Raw genomic sequence first — 18374 nt, forward strand, 5'->3', positions numbered from 1 at the left:
CACCTCAATGTGAAACGGATACACAACCGTCGGCTCGGAAGCCGACGGTGCAAAAGTGTTATTGGGATAGTGGAGTGTCTGGTGAAGGCGTATCAACGGCTTGTGCTGCCGGAGCTGGGGGAGTAGCCGCCGGTTCGTCCAACGTTTTCGCTGACCGTGGGCAGCGTGTTTCGTGTTTGGGGCGTACCCATGTCCACGCGGCGCATTTGGGACAGCGCGCATCAGCTTTGATATTAGGATTAGACGCTAATCCGGCAGGGAGATGCACTTCAGCAAATCCCGCACAGACCGCAGCCTCATAGGCCTTTTCAGCGACTTGCCGGTTTGTTGCGGCGACACCATCCACAATGGCTTGGGCGTCAATAGCTACTCCGCGGTCCACCAGAATGGCCGCAAGATCCCATGTTTCTGGCGCCCCAATATCCAATCCCTCCAAATTGGGGGCGAGTAAGGCATCAGGCAAGGTTTCGGGTGCGATACCACCGGCTGTCCATTCAGCCCAGAGCGCAGCGGCCTTCGCCCGATTGTCCTGGGCTACTGCCTCAAGGTGGGCAAAGAGTTTGGCCGATACATCGTGGCCATGGTCACGAGCCCACCGCACCGTTGCCACTACATCAGGTGCGTCAGGGTCGATACGTTCAAGCAGCACGCCGACGCGATCAGGGTGATGCTGAGCTGCCAAGGCAAGGGTTGATGGTGTGGTCGGCAAACTATCGAGATGTTGGCCTAATATCGCCTCAATGGCTTCGGGAACCGGCTCACTATGGGCATGTAGGGCGGCTGCTTCACTCAGCCAGCGCTGATCCGGTTCTTCGGGGAGGTCAATGACCCAATCCGGGTCCTTACGCCATAGGGCAGCAATCACCGCGGGGCGCTGGGCGATGAGAGGCCCAACGTCAAGAAGAATCTCACGAATCCAATTCCACGGCAGGCCTTGGGCTCGGTCGATGTCTTCTGCTACCCGATTCGCTGAGCCAATCAAGCCAAATTCAGTGGCTACGCGCAACTTGTGTTTTGCCCGCTCCTGGGCTTCGGTTCGACTCATCAAAATTGGCTTGCACTGTTCCGGATACGCTTTAAACAAGTCCCACAAATAGAATAAGTCGCGATAGCGACCAGTGGCCGCACTCGCAAGGAAGTGACGACACAACGCTTCGGGCCCCAGCAACGCAGCTGCGGTAACAGGCGGTAGATCAGTTATCAGTTCTTCCAAAAAACCGCTACTGAGTTTTTGCCATGCCTGCTCAGGAGCGGCCACATAGGCCATAGCCGCCTCCGTTGAGGTGCCTATGCGCTGAAGAACTTGAGCGGGAGTCGGGCCGGCTGGCTTCTTCTTTTTCTTACGCGGTTTTTTCTTTGGTTTTTCAGGCTCTCCCGATGTCTCTGAGTCAGATTGTGAAGGAGATGACGGCACAGCGGTATCACCGGTTTGCGATGGGGCGTCAGGTGTGACGGTATCCTCACGTTGCGCGTTTGGTTCTGCCTCAGCATTGGACACCTCAGCAGCGGAAGAAGGTAGAGATTCAGGTTGGTCTATTGTCTCGTTCGCGGCTGGCGTCGGTCTTGGTTCCTCAGTACTAGCCTGAGACGCAGGTGCGTCTGCCGGGGTAGATGAAAGCGCCTCAGGTACGGCTGGGGTTTCGCCTGCATCGATGGGCGTTGGGGCATTGACATCATTGGTCATGATGGGCTCCTAAGGAATGGGCTGGAAGGCCAGCACACGACGGATATAGCTATGCAGTTGAAATGAGTTATCGGACGGTGACGATCGTAGTGTTATGAGAGAAATCTAACTCTAGTTAGCCAATGTAGTGACCTGATCTACTCTTTGGAAGGTTCACTTGAATCATCTTCACTCTTACGTTCTTCATCGTTGGCTTTAGAGACGGCTTCCTCTAACGGTGGAATGATAATTTCACTCCCAACACGTAAGGGGTTCGCAGCACTAATGTTATTCGCGTCACGGATCGCACCGAATAACTGAGAATTAGCGTAAACCGTATTGGCAATAGAACTTAATGTGTCGTTTTCTTTCACGAGATACGTGCGCACCGACTCACCATCGGCGTTTGTTGTGTTGTTCGTTTCGCCCGGATTTTCGACCCCTGCGAGCGAACCGTCAAGCGAGTAGACAAGCTTGCGGCACTGCTCAATTTCACCATCTTTACGGATGGTAGACGCCTTCAAGAGGGCATTTTCCTCGGTCAGATCGTTGATCGTTTGTTGTAGATCCGGACCGAATGTTGTTGAGAACCGGCCAATTGAAAAGGCCACCACAATAATGAAACCAACAAAGATGACACGTGCCCATGCAATTGTTGGTTTTGCTTGTTTGTTCTCGCTCATCTGCCCTCCAAGCTGATGTTTTCCACCCAACGACGTTACCTAGAAATGTGGTGGCCTGTCCACTACGCACACCGAAAACGTCGTCTGTTAGGTAAGCGGACGTAAATACACGGGGATATGGTGTTGCCGCAACCGATGGTTTCCGCCCCATTGGGGGGTATGGGCGGCAATCGCAGCGGCAAAGACTCGTTGAACGGGACCCATTGAAAGGTCATAGACCTTTGCGCCGTGATGCATGAGGCCGTCACGCCAACGCGGATAAGCATTTGCAAGGCGACGTTCGATCATGATGTCTGCAAAGGGGTCATCTGCCGGTGCTCCGGCATGGTCAATGCCCACCCCAGCAACTGTGTACCCCAACTCGCCCATTGTTTCGGCATGGTTAATGGCGTCATCTAAATGCCCAAAGACCAGTGTGGCTTGAAAACCATCTGGTACGGGGGGAATGTCTTCGGCCCATGAACCGGGTGTGACCGGAAGACGAATTAACAAACAATCCTCGATGAGCATTGCATGCAGTGTGTGCTACGGCGGTGCTGAGTTGTCGGAAGTAAAACGATTTTCACCGCGATTTATCTTCAGCGCTGTGAAGCCTCCATAATGGCGTTGGCCAACGGCAGGTCAGCAAGGTTCGTGAGATCTATGGGTTGACCAGCGTCGTTGCACAAGGGAAGTCGCCAATTGGGATACTGGGTCTGATTTGTTCCAGGCACGTTAATGGCTCGCCGATCTCCCGCTAGATCTGCAAGTGAAACGGCAAAGAGCTGGCTAGCGCCTTGAGCAACCCAGCGATGTAGCGCCACGATGAATGTGGTGGTGTCCACATCGGGATGTTCGAGGTACCCATCCTCAACCATGGCTGCACGAACCTGGTCAATGGCGGCTTGTTCAGTCTCTCGTTCTTCGTCCAAGGATTGGGTCAGGAGGTTGAGTCGTGCCCGAAGCTCAACATGTTCGAGTCGTAACAATCCTGCATTGGGCATCATGTCGTGTGTAGACACCATGGCAAGGGCAACCTGGCGATAGTGCTGAGGGTTGGCAGGGCGCCCCCAGCCTTGGGTGAACCAAGAAATATCGGTACCCGCCAGCCCTCGCTCATCAAGCATCTGGCGAGCATTTGCTGGTAGTGTGCCCAAATCTTCTCCGACCAAGATGACCCCAGCACGTTCAGCCTCAAGGACGAGCACCCCAAGCATGGCTTCAGGATCAAAGTAGACATAGGTGCCCTCTGTGGGCGTACACCCAGCAGGAATCCACCACTGCCGGAACATACCTAATATGTGATCGATTCTGAGTGCACCGGCATGACGCATAACCCCGCGGACAAGATCACGCCAGGGTGTGTATCCCATTTCAGCCAGTTTTACGGGGTTCAATGGTGGCTGAGACCAATCTTGACCAAGGGCGTTGTAATGATCTGGGGGAGCACCCACGCTGGCATTACGGACCATTGCTTCACCCAATAGCCACGAATCGGCACCCCCTGGGTGAACACCAACGGCCAAGTCATGCATGACCCCGACATCAAGGGAGTTCGTCTGGTTAAGGCGATCAAGCTGGGTATCAATGACCCATTGCAGCCACTGATGGAATCGCACCTCCTGCGTGTGGGTTTTTCTGAACCGTGCCACCTTGGATGAGCGTGGGTCTTTGTACTCACTGGGCCAATCTGGCCAAAGGGCATCAAAATGCTCCGTTAATGCTGACCAGGTAGCCCAATCAATCAAGCCTTGCCGTTGCTGTATGGCGTAGCGTGAAAACTGAGCTTGGTCGAAGGAATCAGTAACAAACAGCTCCCATAGCGCTTGACGTTTCAGGGACCATACGGCTTTACGGTCGATACGGTCCGCCGTGTTCAGCGCCGTAGCTTTGGCGTGTATGTCTGCAATGGTCGCCTTGACCGACTCATGGGTAATGATGAACTCAGGGCCATCCAAATCAATGAGGAGCGGGTCACGGAATTGGCGTGACGCTGGTCGATAGGGGCTATCTTCAAATTCTGGTTCACGAACACCTGCGTGAATGGGGTTGACGAGCACAAAGTCAGCATTCCACTGGTGTGCCTGGCCCATCAAGGCATCAAGATGGCGCATATCACCGATGCCCCAACTGACATCATCACGAAGCTGGTAGAGCTGGGCGGCAATGCCAAGGACGCGGCGGTCACCAAGGACATTGAGTCGAGCAGGACTAATGATCAACACGGATTCCGTCGTCGCGATGGCGTCGCCTTCGGCAATCAGGTAGTGCGAACCAGGCGGTAGATCACCGTCTAACTCAAACGTGGCCACACCAATTAATTTGCCGTCGACCTCACGGGGATCTTCCCACCAATCCACTTGACGGACTGGGCGAAGGCTGCCATCTTCAAGTCGGGCAGTGAGCGATACCGCACTGCCGTGTGGCACATGTACGCGGACCCATGGGGTCCACCCTTGCCGTGCAACCACCGTTGGGGCCATAACATTTCGCCACGGTGCCAATGCTGCTTCGGTAATAGCTTGTTCAGCAGATTGTTGGGTGGAGGCATCAACCCCTAAGGCACCAAGGATACGAATGATTACCTCGTCAGCGACGGTGACCGGTTCCCCTCGCCAATTGTCATAGGACGTACCCACGTGGTGTAAGGATGCAAGATGTTCTAAAACTTGGCGAGATGGAGCAGCAGGATTCATTTGCCCTAAGTTAGTACGTCATGTCCACTGTCCACTATGCCTATCGCATTGCCACCCACCTCAATCAGCGGTTAACGCAGCGGTTACGCCAACAAGGTTGGGTGCCCCATCCGCAGGTCTATCCGGGATTAGGCGATGGAGAAAAGGTGCAGGTCATGGGCCGGGTGCTCTTGGGACGCATGGATGACCGCCATATTTGGCACCAAGAATCAACCGACGTTGAGGTACCTAAACATGCCCGTGGGTGGCGGCAGTTTATTACAGCACCGATGGCCAACGCGGCCATAGAGATTCAGGTGGGTAAACGCACCCTTCGGACACGAACAGACCGTGACGGATATTTTGATTTGATGGTTCATGGGCACGGGCTGGTCCCAGGGTGGCATACCGTTCGAGTCCGGACCACGGCTGATATTTCTGGTGCTGCACGCATCTATATTCTTAACCCAAAGTCACGTGTGGGATTGTTAAGCGATATTGATGACACCGTCATTATCACCCACCTTCCGCGCCCATTTATCGCCGCCTACAACGCCTTTGTGTTAACTGAAGAAGCAAGAGATGTCGTACCCGGTATGGGAACCTGGTATCGGCAGATATTGCAGGACCACCCATTTGCGCCAGTGGTCTACTTATCCACGGGTGCATTTAATACGGTGCCATTCTTACAGCGCTTCTTACACCACCATCAGTTCCCATCGGGCATGATGTTGATGACCGACTGGGGCACAACCACGACGGGATGGTTCCGCTCAGGGCTTGACCATAAACGTAAGTCACTGGCACGTTTGGTGAAGGATTTCCCTCAAATTAAATGGATATTAGTTGGTGATGATGGCCAACATGATGCCATGGTCTATAACGAGTTTGCGCGTCAGCATCCCGACCACGTTGCGATGATTGGTATCCGTGAACTGACCCCGGTGGAACACGCCCTGATCCACGGGCAGCCAGTTCCTCCCGGTGGAGCAAATGTGCGCAATCAACCACCCATCATTGCCACGTCTAACGATGCAGTTCCAACCATTCATGGCCCTGACGGCTATGCATTAGCCGCAGCCTACCGTCATTGGCGCAACGATAGTCGATGTCCCCAACCAGGGGACCCATCCTCAGAATCGTGATATGGATACCGACCGTTTAGATGCCACCATCTCCCGTGTGCTCTGGGCCGGGGGAGATGGCCAGTTCGCGGTGGTACTCGCCAAAGATGAAGACGGTGACGCATTCAAAGCAACCGGCCCCTTGGCGGATCTCACCGCAGGGCAACACGTGGTCTTGATCGGGGGGTGGAACGACCACCCGAAATATGGGCCAACCTTTGCAGCGCAGTGGTACGAGCTGACGATGCCCTCCACTCGTGATGGCATGGTGAAGTTTCTGGCATCAGACCGGTTTAAAGGTGTCGGTACCGTTCTCGCCCGACGGATCACCGATACCTTTCCAGACACCCTTGATGAGGTTCTCACTACTGAGCCTGAACGTCTCGCTGATGAAGTTGATGGCGTTAGTGAAGCACTTGCCCAACGCATTGGTCAAACGTGGCGTGAAGCGGGACTGTTACCGGCCATCATTGCGCGCCTTGCACAGGTTGGAATAGGGCCAACCGTTGCGAAAACAGTTGCTAGTACCTATACCGTTGACGCACTCACAATCATTGAAACAGACCCCTACCAGCTCTTGGATATACAAGGAATATCTTGGAAGCAATTGGATGCTCTCGGGCGTGGAGCGGGGATCGCGCTAGATGACCCTCGGCGTTTAGCGGCAGGCACGTATGACTATATTCGACGACGATGTGCAGCCCACGGGCACACGGTGATCGCGCGTGATGAGGTGGTTCGGGCATTGCCGGGCATCCTGGGTGCTGGGCTGGCCGATGCAGGTATGCGTGCTGCGGTTACGGCAGGTTTCATTGTGCCGGTGGCTGATGGTGTGGTAAGTCCGGAACGTTTGGCCACGGTTGAAAGACGCGTCGCTGATCGTATTGCCCAGTTCATCTCATCTCCACCGGTTCATCCGGTTGAGCGTATTGAAATTGATCCCATGCTGACCGATGAGCAAGGACAAGGGGTTCAGGCTGTATTGCGGGAACGACTCACGGTGCTGACCGGTGGGCCAGGAACGGGCAAAACAACGACCATTCGCCAAGTTGTGGCCCAGGCTCAAGCGGCGGATTGGACCGTTGCCATGTGTGCCCCGACTGGCCGGGCAGCAAAACGAATGGAAGAACTTACCGGCATGACCGCAACTACCGTCCATCGGCTGCTTGAAGCACGCCCTGATGATGGCGGTGGGTTTATTTGGGGGCGTGATAACGCCAATCCGATAGAGGCAGATTTGATTATTTGTGACGAGTGGTCAATGGCTGATGTCTTTTTAACCGATGCGCTCTTTGCTGCCGTTGGGCCAGGGACACGAGTACTACTTGTTGGGGATGCTGACCAACTGCCCCCCATCGGGCCTGGTGCGGTGCTACGTGATTTAGGGCAAATCCCAAATATCACGCTGACACGGTTGACTACGGTGCACCGTCAAGCCGCTCAAAGCAGAATCGTGACCCTCGCCCATGAAATTAACACGGGAACCGTGACCCCAGTTGTCGGAAAACAAACGGATGTTTTCGCCGTTCCGGTTGACACTAATGCGCTCGCTGATCGGGTAGCGGTGATTGTTAAAGAGCGTGCCCCTGCCTATTTCGGGTGTCATTCAGACCAAGTACAAGTGCTCAGTGCCATGTACAAGGGTCCTGCGGGCGTAGACCAGTTAAATAAGGTATTACGCCAGACGTTGAATCCGGCTGAACAAGGTGCACATGATGCGCACTGGCGTGAAGGGGACCGGGTAGTTGTTACGCGCAACGACCCGGAGTTGGATGTATCAAACGGTGATGTGGGCACCGTGGTGGGCGCAATGGCACGAGAGCGCATTGTGACGGTTGCATTTACACACGGGGAGCGCACCTTTGAGGGGGAACAAACGAATACGCTGATGCCTGCCTGGGCATTGACTGTCCACAAATCCCAAGGCGGGGAGTGGCCGGTTGTCGTGTTGGTCCTGGACCCCTCGCAGAACCATATGTTGACCCGTGAACTTGTCTATACCGCTGCAACGCGTGCACGCGAAGGCCTCTTGATTGTGGGTAAACCGCACTTGCTTGAACAGGCTGCCAAACGAGCCGACGGAGGGTTGCAAGCACGAAAAACCTGGCTGGTTCAACGGGTCAGCCAGGCGCATCGTCCACCGTTTTAAACGGCTGGAGATGTTGTTACTTGTATCGGTAGGTAATACGCCCACGGGTTAAGTCATAGGGGCTCACTTCAACGGTTACTCGGTCGCCAGGCAAAATACGGATGTAGTGCTTGCGCATCTTGCCGCTAATGTGTCCAAGGATTTCAATACCGTTTTCGAGTTCAATTTTGAACATGGTGTTTGGGAGCGCTTCGGTGACGGTGCCCTCCAACTCGAGGGCTTCTTCCTTCGCACTTCCTGCGCGAGCCTCACGCTTTGCGCGGGTCTCTTCATCAATAAACTTGCGTGATTGGGACGGGCGACGTCCCGAACGACGGCGGGCCATTAGGTACTCCTTCTGTCTTCTTCCCCTTTGGCCAGCTCCCGGCCGTTAACGGGCAGATCAGTCGACCAGTGTAGCGGACGATCCGACAACCTAACCTGGTTGGGTTCATGTCGACCTCTGCTTTTCGTACCCCCCGCCTTGTAACCCACCTTGCTGACGCCTTTGATGCGGCCGGCTTGGATTTGTGGGCTGCTGATTTACGGGCATGTCTACAAAGCCCGTCATCCCTCGATCAAGCCCGAGCTATTCAGGCTGAATGTATGCGGCTGATTGCGAAGCCATCGGTTCGGGCCACGGCTCGTAGGCCTGATGAGGGCAATGCGCCAGTTGAACAAGAAGACTTGGTGGCGGGACTCCAAATGGTGCTTGATCGTCTCTCCGTTGAACTCGGAGAAGGCCCAAGCCAGGCCCAGCCGTTGTATGAGGCCCTGCGCGATCTTGCTGATGACCTCCAACTGAACAACCAGGCACGCTGGCTTGCTCGGTTGCGCCATGTGGCCTTGGATACGTCCTTCACCGAAGAAGTGCGTATGGAGCGCTTAGACAATGTGATTTGTTCTGCCTTGACCGATGATAGTTTGCCTGGCGATTTACTGACCGCCTGCCGGGTTCGCTTGGAGTCGATTTTTGATGCCCAGGCTGCGGCTGCAATGGCGGCTGCCGCGATGCGTCCACCCATGCCAAGAACCCCAGTTCATGCTGAGACCCCTCCACCTGAACCAGCACGGCCAGATGGGGTTATCCATCAGATTGTGACTGAGGAATACGATGAAGATGAGGAATAACACTGATGGGTGAAACCGCTGTTGTAAAGGTATTGCCCGAGGCAGAAGAGGCGTTACTCCGGACCATGTTGACTGCACCAGCTCGGGCGCTTGAACGTGGTGGTCTTGTCGCGTTCCCTACTGAAACGGTGTACGGGCTGGGTGCGGATGCGTTCAATGCTCGTGCGGTTGAGCGGGTATTTACCGCCAAGGGACGGCCGGCAGATAATCCTCTGATTGTGCATCTCGCTGCGCCACACCAGGTTGAATGGGTTGCCAATTCCGTATCTCCGGTGGCACAAACCCTTATCGATACGTTTTGGCCAGGACCCCTCACCCTTGTGCTTCCTGTCCGAAAGGATGTTCCGTCAGTGGTGACGGCTGGGCTAGACAGCGTGGCCGTGCGATGTCCAAGCCATTTGGTTGCGCGGGTATTGATCGCCCAGGCTGGGGTTCCACTCGTCGGTCCTTCAGCGAACCTCTCTGGTCGCCCATCACCCACAACTGCAGCCCACGTCATGCGGGATTTTCCACATGGGTTGGACTGGATTGTTGATGGTGGTCCGAGTGCTATTGGTATTGAGAGCACCGTTATTGATGTGCGCGGAACACACCCTACGGTGTTACGCGAAGGGAAGATCAGCCGTGAAGATTTAGCCCCATGGCTGCATGCTGCTGATCAGGAAGCACCTGCCGCAATTGAACGCAGTCCTGGGACACGCTTTGCGCATTATCAGCCCACCGCACGGGTGCTGCTGAGCCCCATCGGGGGTGGCTGGGATATGGCACACCAGTGGTTATCAAAAGTACGGTCAGTTGGATTGGTCACCGCAAGTGACCCATCGATTGGGGTACGAACCCATCGCCGTATGCACGTGTTAGGAACGTGGAATACACCCGAAGATTTGGCCAAGAATCTGTATGGCTACTTGCGACAGGCCGATGACATGGGTGTTGAAGTAGTGGTCATTGAAAGTGTGGGTACCACCGGTATCGGGCGAGCGGTCATGGATCGGCTTCGGCGGGCCGCTGGACGTGAATAAGGTGCGCTTGTAAGCCGTTGGCCTTCTCGCTAAAAGGCGACCCCATGGGGCCGCCTTTCGGTCAAGGAAAGCTATACCGTTAGATGTTAAGCCCTTCCTTTTGACCTTCCTCACGTAACCAATCTCGAGCGGCTGGATGGGCCGCATGTTCAATGAGGTTACGTGCTTTTTGGTCTTGGGTAGCGCCGGTGATCTCTGCGACACCGTGTTCGGTAATCACAGCCGAGTGCATTGAACTCGTTACTGGGCTTTCGATACGCGGCACAATCGTTGATTGGTCAATCTTGGGGTGCCAGGAGCGCAACGCCATAATGGATTGGCCGCCATGGGAGTGCACTGCACCCACGATGAAGTCGGTCGAGCCACCGAATCCTGAGATAATTTTTGTACCGACACGGGCTGCGTTCGCGCGGTCCCGAATATCAATCTGAAGGGCCGTATTGATGGAGATCTGGCCAGGGTTCTTCATGATATTGCCAGGGTTATTGATGGTCTCGGTACGCATGATGCGCACCCGATCATTTAAGTGCACCCAGTCCATCAATTCACGGCTGCCATTAATAAATGTAGACATAATCCTGAAACTTGGGTCGAGTACCCCGTTACGTTCCAAGCCAAGGACTCCGTCGGAGAACATTTCTGTCCAAATCTTCATATTGCGGTGACGCTTCAAGCGAGCCAACACTCGGTCTGGGATGTCACCGATACCCATTTGGAGGTACATCCCATTTTCTATCCGGCGAGCTACGTTATCCGCAATGGCATCAGCACTTGCTTCGGGGTCAATCTTGTCATTGGTGATCATCTTGGACCCGTGGCCACCCTTGTGATCATCCCAAGGGGCGCTGTGGCCAAGCTCATCATCAGCTTCAACAAGGATGTCAAAGTCGTCAATGCTGAACTCACCATCACCAAAGGTGTAGGGCATATGACGGTTAACCTGACCAATTAATAACCCGCCACGACGCTTGCACGCTTCAATAGCACCAACCATCACATTGACTTCAGCACCGAGGGACACTTTGCCATCAACAGGTACCGAAATATTGGCGATCACGACGTCGACAGGGAGGTGACCGTGCAAGAACAAGAGCGGCACCATCGATAAGCGGCTAGGAACATACTGCAAGTTGGGATGCCCGCGCAGACCAGGGCCAACAAAGCTGGTTTCTGGAGTGACCCCATCATGCATCACCACCCCTTTGGGGGCGTGCAACATGTTTAACGTAAAGTGCTCTTGGTATTCGCTAAATGCTTTAAGGGTGCTCCAAGGCACGGAGAAGTTACCACTCACTACGACACGTGGGTTTTCTGGGAGACGTCCCACCGCCGATGCAAGTTGCTCTGGGCTAATCAATTTAGGCTTGAGTGCATTAGTCATGAGCTTAAGACTGCCGAGCAAACGAACGATAATCAATTCCAACGGCCGGTAAAAGGCCCGTCACAATCCGTCCTCAAGGCCTATGCTTTTCCCATGCCTATCAGTGAACGATTTACCAATACAGATGAACCAGAGTGGTCCTGGGGTGATCCCAGTCACACAGACGTGCGCGGAGAAGGCTCGCCATCGCACCCCGAAGCGGTGTCAACTGCCGATTCCACACCTGTTCCTGAGGTAATTGGTAACCCGTGGCTAGACGTGGTGATGGGCATCGTTATATTCGCGGTTGCCCAACTTGTTATCGGGTTGATTGCCACGATCGTGTATGCGGTTGTCACCAAAGCCGATTTGACCGCACTGCGTCAAAATGACCCGAACATGCTTATCAGTGTGATTTGGCCAGTCTCAATCAGCACCATTCTGATGGCATGGTGGTGGTCGTATAGAGGTAATCGAACCCCTGCCACGTTCATGAAGTGGTCCTTTAAAAAGACTGACCTCTTGTGGGGTGTTGGGGCCACATTGATCAGCATTGCCACGGGAGTGGTGCTCTCAAGTGTGTTTCAACTCTCACCTGAAGATTCAGCCAACCTGAACAGCGCTATTTGGCCAAGTGATATTTCTCCCCTTCAAGCTATTGGTGCTGGCTTAGCCATTGGTATCGTTGTCCCCATTGCCGAAGAAATGATCTTTCGAGGGATTATTCTCAACGCCCTCTCGCGCAAGGTCAACACCTGGGTTGCCCTTGTCATTTCGGCGCTCCTCTTTACCGTTCCCCACCTACCCAATTTTTTGTTAATCGACATTGAACCAGCCGCAATGCTCAGCGGCATCATTCAAATCCTCATCTTAGGACTTGTAATTGGGTTCTGGATGATCAAAACCAATCGCCTTGGCGCATCCATTTGGGCCCATATTATGAATAATTCGATGGTGGTTATCTCCTTGGTATTGGGCCAAATGCTGCCTTAAACCCAACTGCGTGTGACCCAACAAACGGACCACACGCAGCGATTCGGCGATAAGGTTAGGCGATGGTGCCATCAATCGTGAGCACTATTTTGCCTACGTGGCTACCTTCTCGAAGCATTTGATGGGCAGTTTCGATTTCGGTGACCGGTAAGACCGCATGAATAACGGGTTTGGCCTCACCACGTTCAAAGGCGGGCCACACATCACTTTCCAATATGAGGCACAAACTCCCGCGCTCATCTAGGTTGCGATTGCGTAACGTTGACCCGATGAGCGTGAGGCGTTTCATCAGCAAGGGTACGAGTGATGTCTGTATCTTGTGTCCACTCAAGAACCCGATGAACACCATACGTCCACCTGGTCGCAACGCCTCAATGTGCTGGTCATAGTAGGACGCACCGATGTGATCAAGAATCACATCGACCCCATGTCCACCAGTTACACGGCTGATTGCGGTTGCTAAACCATGTTCAGGGTCATCAATCAGGACCTGGTTGTAATTGATTGTCTGGTCAGACCCCATTGCGGTCGCGGTCGCGCACTTATCGTCGTTACTTCCAGTGGTGACAATCTTGGCACCAAGGAGGTGTGCGGCTTGTATGGCCGTCGAACCAATCCCCGATGTACCACCATGGACAAGTAACCATTGATCTTGGGCAAGTCCTGCACGTAGGGCAACGTTATCCCACACGGTCGCCCAGGTTTCAACAATGCTGGCTGCTTCGACAACGCTCAGCCCACCAGGGATCGTCATAACTGTTTGCTCATCAGCCAGACAGTACTCCGCTATGGCACCACCAGGGACAAGGGCACAAACCCTATCACCAGGGCTAAAGCGGGTAACCCCATCACCAACGGCGTCAACAACACCGGCACATTCAAGGCCAATAATTTCACTCTCACCCGGTGGCGGGGGATACATACCCCGAACCTGCAATAAATCGGCACGATTCACGCCAGCCGCCCCAACGCGAATGAGTACTTTGCCCGGTTGTACTACTGGATTAGTCACATCAGTCCACACCGGCCGATCATCGATGGCGAGTATGCCCTTCATCTGCGTCTCCTCACTCGTCTACTAAGCTGTACCCCAAAGGGTAGGAGATCATTCTTTTGGACACCAAACCAGACACGACTCACCATGTTCCTGAGCGTTTGGAAATTGCTGCGGCTTGGGCTTGGCGGATCCTGATTTTGATCGCCCTTGCTGCGGTTGTGATCTACGGGTTGAGCCAGGTTGTATTGCTATGGGTTCCACTCGTTGCCGCTGGGTTTCTTGCTGGCCTACTAAACCCTATTGTCCGGGTACTCGTTGATCGTGGCGTTCGCCGTCTCGCTGCCACGATCATCACCTTTCTCAGTGCCATCACAGCCTTCGGGTGGCTACTTGTCGTGGTGATCGAACAACTATTTAAAGGATTTGACGGGATTTGGGATCAAGCGATGAATGCGGCTAAGGACCTGGACATGTTTATCGAGGTTCAACGCAACAGTCTCCCCATCCCAGTACCACCCATCAATCTCCATACCATTGGAGCGGCCATAGCTGGCCGCATTGAAGCGCATACCGCTGACGTTGCAAACCAGATTTTCGCTATAGGTTCTGGCGCATCAGCCGCAGTGACAGGCATTATCATCACCTTGTTCGCCGGGTTCTTTTTCATCTACCAAGGCGCTGCAATTTGGCGGTTCCTTGTAACGCTACTGCCTCAAGGAACTCAAGAAACGATCGATATTGGTGCCCAATACGGGTGGGTTGGAGTTGTCTCTTACGTCCGCTTTCAAGCAGGTATCGCGGTACTTGAGGGTATTTGGATTGGGACAGCAGCCCATCTTCTCGGATTACAGCTTGCAGTTCCATTAGGGCTCTTTGTATTGCTCGGAGCCATGATTCCCATTCTTGGGGCGCTGATCACCGGTGCCGTCGCTGTCTTACTTGCGTTTGCTACAGGCGGACTCGTCTCGGCGTGTCTAATGGCTGTCGCTGTCTTGGGTATCAATCAACTTGAAACCGTCGTCCTCCAACCCTGGATTATGGGGAAAGCCGTTAACCTCCATCCCCTCGTAATCTTGCTCAGCGTGATTGGTGGTGCAACGGTGGGTGATGTTATTGGTGCTTTGATTGCAGTACCCCTTGTGGCCTTTATTGTGGCAGCAGCCTATGGGATTCGTGACCACCTTGCGGGTGCCTCAGCGTCTGGTGACCCAACGGTGACACCCTAGCCATACCGCATTGGTATCACTGGATGAGTAAGCGCTGAGGTGAGCTCGTCAATGATCCGCCCAACCTGCGATTTACGAAAGTTCTGACATACTTAAGTCCATGAGAAAATCAGTCGTTGGGATACTTGGCCCGGCTAAAGGTCGGGTCGTAGATCACCTGTATGAAGCGGCGTTGACGGCCGCTGAATTGGCTGAGATTCTAGATATCAGTGCGACTGCCGTACGGGCCCAACTGCGTGAATTATCTGCTGAAGGGCTCGTCAAGGGGCAGGTTCGCCACGATGGAAAGATGGGGCGCCCAAGTGAGGAGTGGACACTAACCGAGACGGGTTTTCGGTTATTTCAAGAACATGTCCCCACGATTGCGGCCAATCTCGTGCAACATTTCACGGATACGCATGGGCAACAAGAAACGAATGCGTTGTTGTCGTCCTACATCCGTTCAGAAATGGCCGAATATGAGGAAGAAATCACGGCAATACATGACCCGCGTGAACGTGCGAAGCGTATTGCTGAATTAATGACTCAAAATGGCAAACCAACGCAAGTGATAGAAACCGAAGAAGGTCTGAAACTCCGTCACCGACACTGTGCGTGGGCTGATGTTGCCCGCTCGAATGCGACGATGTGCAGCGTTGAACGTGACGAGTTATCCCGCCTTTTACAGATCGACTTTGATTACACAACCACCATCGCAGATGGCGACTTGATGTGCGAATGCAATTTCAAGTTGGAAGATTGACAGAGGAGCGTTCATGGCCACCCCTTCCACAAGTCGAGAAGACTTGGGTACGACCAAGACCTATGACTATGGCTGGCATGATGAAACCAAGCCAGTTACGACCTTTGATAAAGGTCTCAGCGAAGACGTTGTACGTCGAATCAGCGAACTTAAGGATGAACCGGACTGGATGCTACAAATGCGTCTTGATGGTCTTGAAGCCTTTAATCGCCGTCCGATGCCCCATTGGGGCGCCGAATTAGGCGAGATTGATTTTGACGACATTCACTATTTTGTGCGTTCAACTGAAAAACAGGCCACCACGTGGGATGAACTCCCAGATGAGATTAAAGAAACCTATGATCGACTCGGTATCCCCGAAGCCGAACAACAGCGGTTGATCGCTGGGGTTGCGGCCCAGTATGAGAGCGAAGTGGTGTATCACAAGGTCCGTGAAGATTTAGAAGCCCAAGGGGTGATCTTCGTGGATACCGATACTGGTCTTCGTGAATATGAAGACATCTTTCGTGAGCACTTTGGCAGTGTCATTGGGGTCAATGACAACAAGTTTGCCGCGCTAAATACCGCGGTGTGGTCCGGTGGATCGTTCGTGGTGGTGCCTGCCGGCGCCAAGGTAGATATCCCACTTCAGGCCTATTTCCGTATCAACAAAGAGAATATGGGCCAGTTTGAACGCACGTTGATTATTGCTGAGCCTGGCTCATATGTGCATTACGTTGAAGGATGCACCGCACCGATCTACCAGTCAGATAGCTTGCACGTAGCCAATGTTGAGATTGTTGTGAAGGAAGGCGCGACCGTGCGCTACTCGACCATTCAGAACTGGTCGACCAATGTGTACAACTTGGTTACCAAACGTGCCCATGCCTATCGCAATGCCAATATGGAATGGATTGACGGCAACATCGGGTCCAAGGTCACGATGAAATACCCTGCTGTGCACCTCTTGGGTGAAGGTGCCCACGGTGAAGTGCTGTCGATTGCGTGGGCGGCCGATGGCCAGCACCAAGATAACGGGGCCAAGATGGTGCATATTGCGCCAAATACAACCTCCACGGTTGTGAGCAAGTCAGTCGCTCAAGGCAAAGGTCGTACAACCTATCGTGGGTTGTTAGCCGTAGCTAAGGAAGCGAAGAACGTGAAGGCATCGACCGTTTGCGATGCGTTACTCATTGATGAGTTTGCGGCAAGTGACACGTATCCGTACATGAATATTCTTACTGATGATGCGCAGATTGGGCACGAGGCCAGTGTCAGTCGCATCGGGGAAGATCAACTCTTTTACCTCCAGAGCCGCGGTATTAGTGAAACGGAAGCGCGTGCCATGATTGTGCGTGGATTCGTAGAACCCATCAGCAAGGAATTGCCAATGGAGTACAGCGTGGAATTGAACCGCCTTATTAGCCTCAATATGGAAGGGAGCGTGGGCTAATGACGACGATCCACGACCATCAGTCGGATGCCGAGATTCGTTCTGGTGCATTAGCAAAGCCAACGAACCACGACGAGGATTATCGGTTCTCAGACCCAGCGTTCTTTGATCTGGATTTACCGATTATTACGAAATCCAGCCCCGCTGGGGAGCTTGGCCATTTGGCGCAAGCCACCGTTGATCACGCAGCGGGCAACGCTGTCGTTGTTCAACTTGTTGATACGAGTGTGCATCTTCCAGCCGACCTCCCAGACGGTGTAACAATCGCACCGCTGAAGGAAGCACCCAAGGAACTCGTGACTCAATACCTGGGAAGCGTAATTTCTGACCAGCACGACTATTTCATTGCCAATACATTGGCTCGCTTCAATACCGGAGTGCTTGTTCATCTCGCCAAGAACACTGAAGTCAGTGAGCCAATCGTTATTGATATCACGACAACGGAACCTGGTCTTGCCGTGCAGTGGGTACTTGTAGTGAGTGAGACCGGAGCCAATGGGACCGTTGTGGTTGATCAGCACGGTGGTGCCAATGAGACAACGGTATTGAATGCGGTTGAAACGGTACTCCAAGATGCCTCACAGTTAACCCTCGTAACTGCTCAAGATTGGGCTGGCGAGGCAATCAGCCATATGGCAACTCACAAAGCCCAAGTAGGGCGTGACGCATCATTCACCCACCTTGAGGTTTCCTTAAAGGGCGCCCATGTGTATGTGCGACCGGACGTGGAGTTAGCTGGTCGTGGCGCCCACGCACAGTTACTGGGGGTGTACCTCCCCACGGGAACGGACCATATCGAACATCGCAGTCTTATTCACCATGTTGGGAGTGACTCGGTGAGTGAGTACAACCATAAAGGTGTGATCTGTGATGCGGGCCGTGCCACGTGGGTGGGTACGATCAAAATTGATCCTGACGCAAAAAATACGTCTTCTGATGAGTCAAATGCGAACCTGATTTTGAGTGATGGGCGCGCTGACAGCTTGCCTTTCTTAGAAATTGGTACGGCTGACGTAACCGCATGCGGCCACCATTCATCAATTGGTCAAATCGACGAGGTGCAGCTGTTCTATCTGCAGAGTCGTGGCATTGATCGCATTGAGGCCCGACGCATGTTGGTCTTGGCATTCTTAGCTGAAGTTATTGATGACATTGACATTGCTGGCCTGTCAGACATTTTGATGGATGATATTTCCACCGTTATCGCGAAGTGATGTTT

General features: G+C 53.6%; 16 protein-coding genes. 9 read left to right on the forward strand and 7 right to left on the reverse strand.

What is annotated here, in order from left to right:
* Positions 1-58: 58 nt before the first annotated feature.
* The 4 genes from VCU37_RS05685 to malQ form a co-directional block, all read right to left on the reverse strand.
* Entirely contained in the window at positions 59-1684 is a 1626-nt protein-coding gene (locus VCU37_RS05685; protein WP_336249668.1) for a hypothetical protein, read from the reverse strand.
* Between the two features lie 137 nt (positions 1685-1821).
* Positions 1822-2346 (reverse strand): LysM peptidoglycan-binding domain-containing protein, encoded by a 525-nt coding sequence (locus VCU37_RS05690; RefSeq protein WP_336249669.1) that lies wholly within the window; start codon positions 2344-2346, stop codon positions 1822-1824.
* Positions 2347-2433: 87 nt separating this feature from the next.
* Positions 2434-2856, reverse strand: a complete 423-nt coding sequence (locus tag VCU37_RS05695; protein ID WP_336249670.1) for a hypothetical protein — start codon at positions 2854-2856, stop codon at positions 2434-2436.
* Positions 2857-2924: 68 nt separating this feature from the next.
* Entirely contained in the window at positions 2925-5021 is a 2097-nt protein-coding gene (gene malQ, locus VCU37_RS05700; protein WP_336249671.1) for a 4-alpha-glucanotransferase, read from the reverse strand.
* Between the two features lie 20 nt (positions 5022-5041).
* Between malQ and VCU37_RS05705 the strand changes: the two genes are divergently transcribed.
* Together VCU37_RS05705 and recD2 are read left to right on the forward strand one after the other, a co-directional pair.
* Positions 5042-6145: an App1 family protein gene (locus VCU37_RS05705; RefSeq protein WP_336249672.1), complete on the forward strand. Its 1104-nt coding sequence runs from the start codon at positions 5042-5044 to the stop codon at positions 6143-6145.
* A 1-nt stretch (position 6146) separates the two neighbouring features.
* Positions 6147-8273 (forward strand): SF1B family DNA helicase RecD2, encoded by a 2127-nt coding sequence (recD2, locus tag VCU37_RS05710; RefSeq protein WP_336249673.1) that lies wholly within the window; start codon positions 6147-6149, stop codon positions 8271-8273.
* Positions 8274-8289: 16 nt separating this feature from the next.
* On the opposite strand, the gene infA is transcribed toward recD2, so the two are convergent.
* The gene (gene infA / locus VCU37_RS05715; protein WP_336250060.1) at positions 8290-8550 is read right to left on the reverse strand and encodes a translation initiation factor IF-1; all 261 of its coding nucleotides are present in this window, start codon (positions 8548-8550) and stop codon (positions 8290-8292) included.
* 155 nt (positions 8551-8705) lie between these two features.
* Between infA and VCU37_RS05720 the strand changes: the two genes are divergently transcribed.
* Both VCU37_RS05720 and VCU37_RS05725 read left to right on the forward strand, forming a co-directional pair.
* Positions 8706-9383, forward strand: a complete 678-nt coding sequence (locus VCU37_RS05720; protein WP_336249674.1) for a hypothetical protein — start codon at positions 8706-8708, stop codon at positions 9381-9383.
* A 5-nt stretch (positions 9384-9388) separates the two neighbouring features.
* Entirely contained in the window at positions 9389-10405 is a 1017-nt protein-coding gene (locus tag VCU37_RS05725; protein WP_336249675.1) for an L-threonylcarbamoyladenylate synthase, read from the forward strand.
* Positions 10406-10484: 79 nt separating this feature from the next.
* On the opposite strand, the gene VCU37_RS05730 is transcribed toward VCU37_RS05725, so the two are convergent.
* Complete coding sequence (locus tag VCU37_RS05730) at positions 10485-11786, reverse strand: acetyl-CoA hydrolase/transferase family protein (protein WP_336249676.1); 1302 nt, start codon at positions 11784-11786, stop codon at positions 10485-10487.
* A 93-nt stretch (positions 11787-11879) separates the two neighbouring features.
* Between VCU37_RS05730 and VCU37_RS05735 the strand changes: the two genes are divergently transcribed.
* A complete protein-coding gene (locus VCU37_RS05735; RefSeq protein ID WP_336249677.1) occupies positions 11880-12758 on the forward strand; it encodes a CPBP family intramembrane glutamic endopeptidase in 879 nt (292 codons plus the stop codon).
* Positions 12759-12813: 55 nt separating this feature from the next.
* Here VCU37_RS05735 and VCU37_RS05740 read toward each other — a convergent pair whose 3' ends face one another.
* On the reverse strand, positions 12814-13815 hold the full coding sequence (locus VCU37_RS05740; protein WP_336249678.1) for an NAD(P)H-quinone oxidoreductase: 1002 nt from the start codon (positions 13813-13815) through the stop codon (positions 12814-12816).
* Between the two features lie 56 nt (positions 13816-13871).
* On the opposite strand from VCU37_RS05740, the gene VCU37_RS05745 reads away from it, so the two are divergent.
* From VCU37_RS05745 to VCU37_RS05760, 4 genes are all read left to right on the forward strand, one after another.
* Positions 13872-14981 (forward strand): AI-2E family transporter, encoded by a 1110-nt coding sequence (locus tag VCU37_RS05745; protein WP_336249679.1) that lies wholly within the window; start codon positions 13872-13874, stop codon positions 14979-14981.
* A 100-nt stretch (positions 14982-15081) separates the two neighbouring features.
* The gene (locus VCU37_RS05750) at positions 15082-15723 is read left to right on the forward strand and encodes a helix-turn-helix transcriptional regulator (RefSeq protein ID WP_336249680.1); all 642 of its coding nucleotides are present in this window, start codon (positions 15082-15084) and stop codon (positions 15721-15723) included.
* Positions 15724-15736: 13 nt separating this feature from the next.
* Positions 15737-17155: a Fe-S cluster assembly protein SufB gene (gene sufB / locus VCU37_RS05755; protein ID WP_336249681.1), complete on the forward strand. Its 1419-nt coding sequence runs from the start codon at positions 15737-15739 to the stop codon at positions 17153-17155.
* Complete coding sequence (locus VCU37_RS05760) at positions 17155-18369, forward strand: SufB/SufD family protein (protein WP_336249682.1); 1215 nt, start codon at positions 17155-17157, stop codon at positions 18367-18369. Before sufB ends, VCU37_RS05760 begins: the two co-directional genes overlap by 1 nt.
* Positions 18370-18374 lie beyond the last annotated feature (5 nt).

This window comes from Stomatohabitans albus (assembly GCF_036336025.1).
GTDB lineage: Bacteria > Actinomycetota > Nitriliruptoria > Euzebyales > Euzebyaceae > Stomatohabitans > Stomatohabitans albus.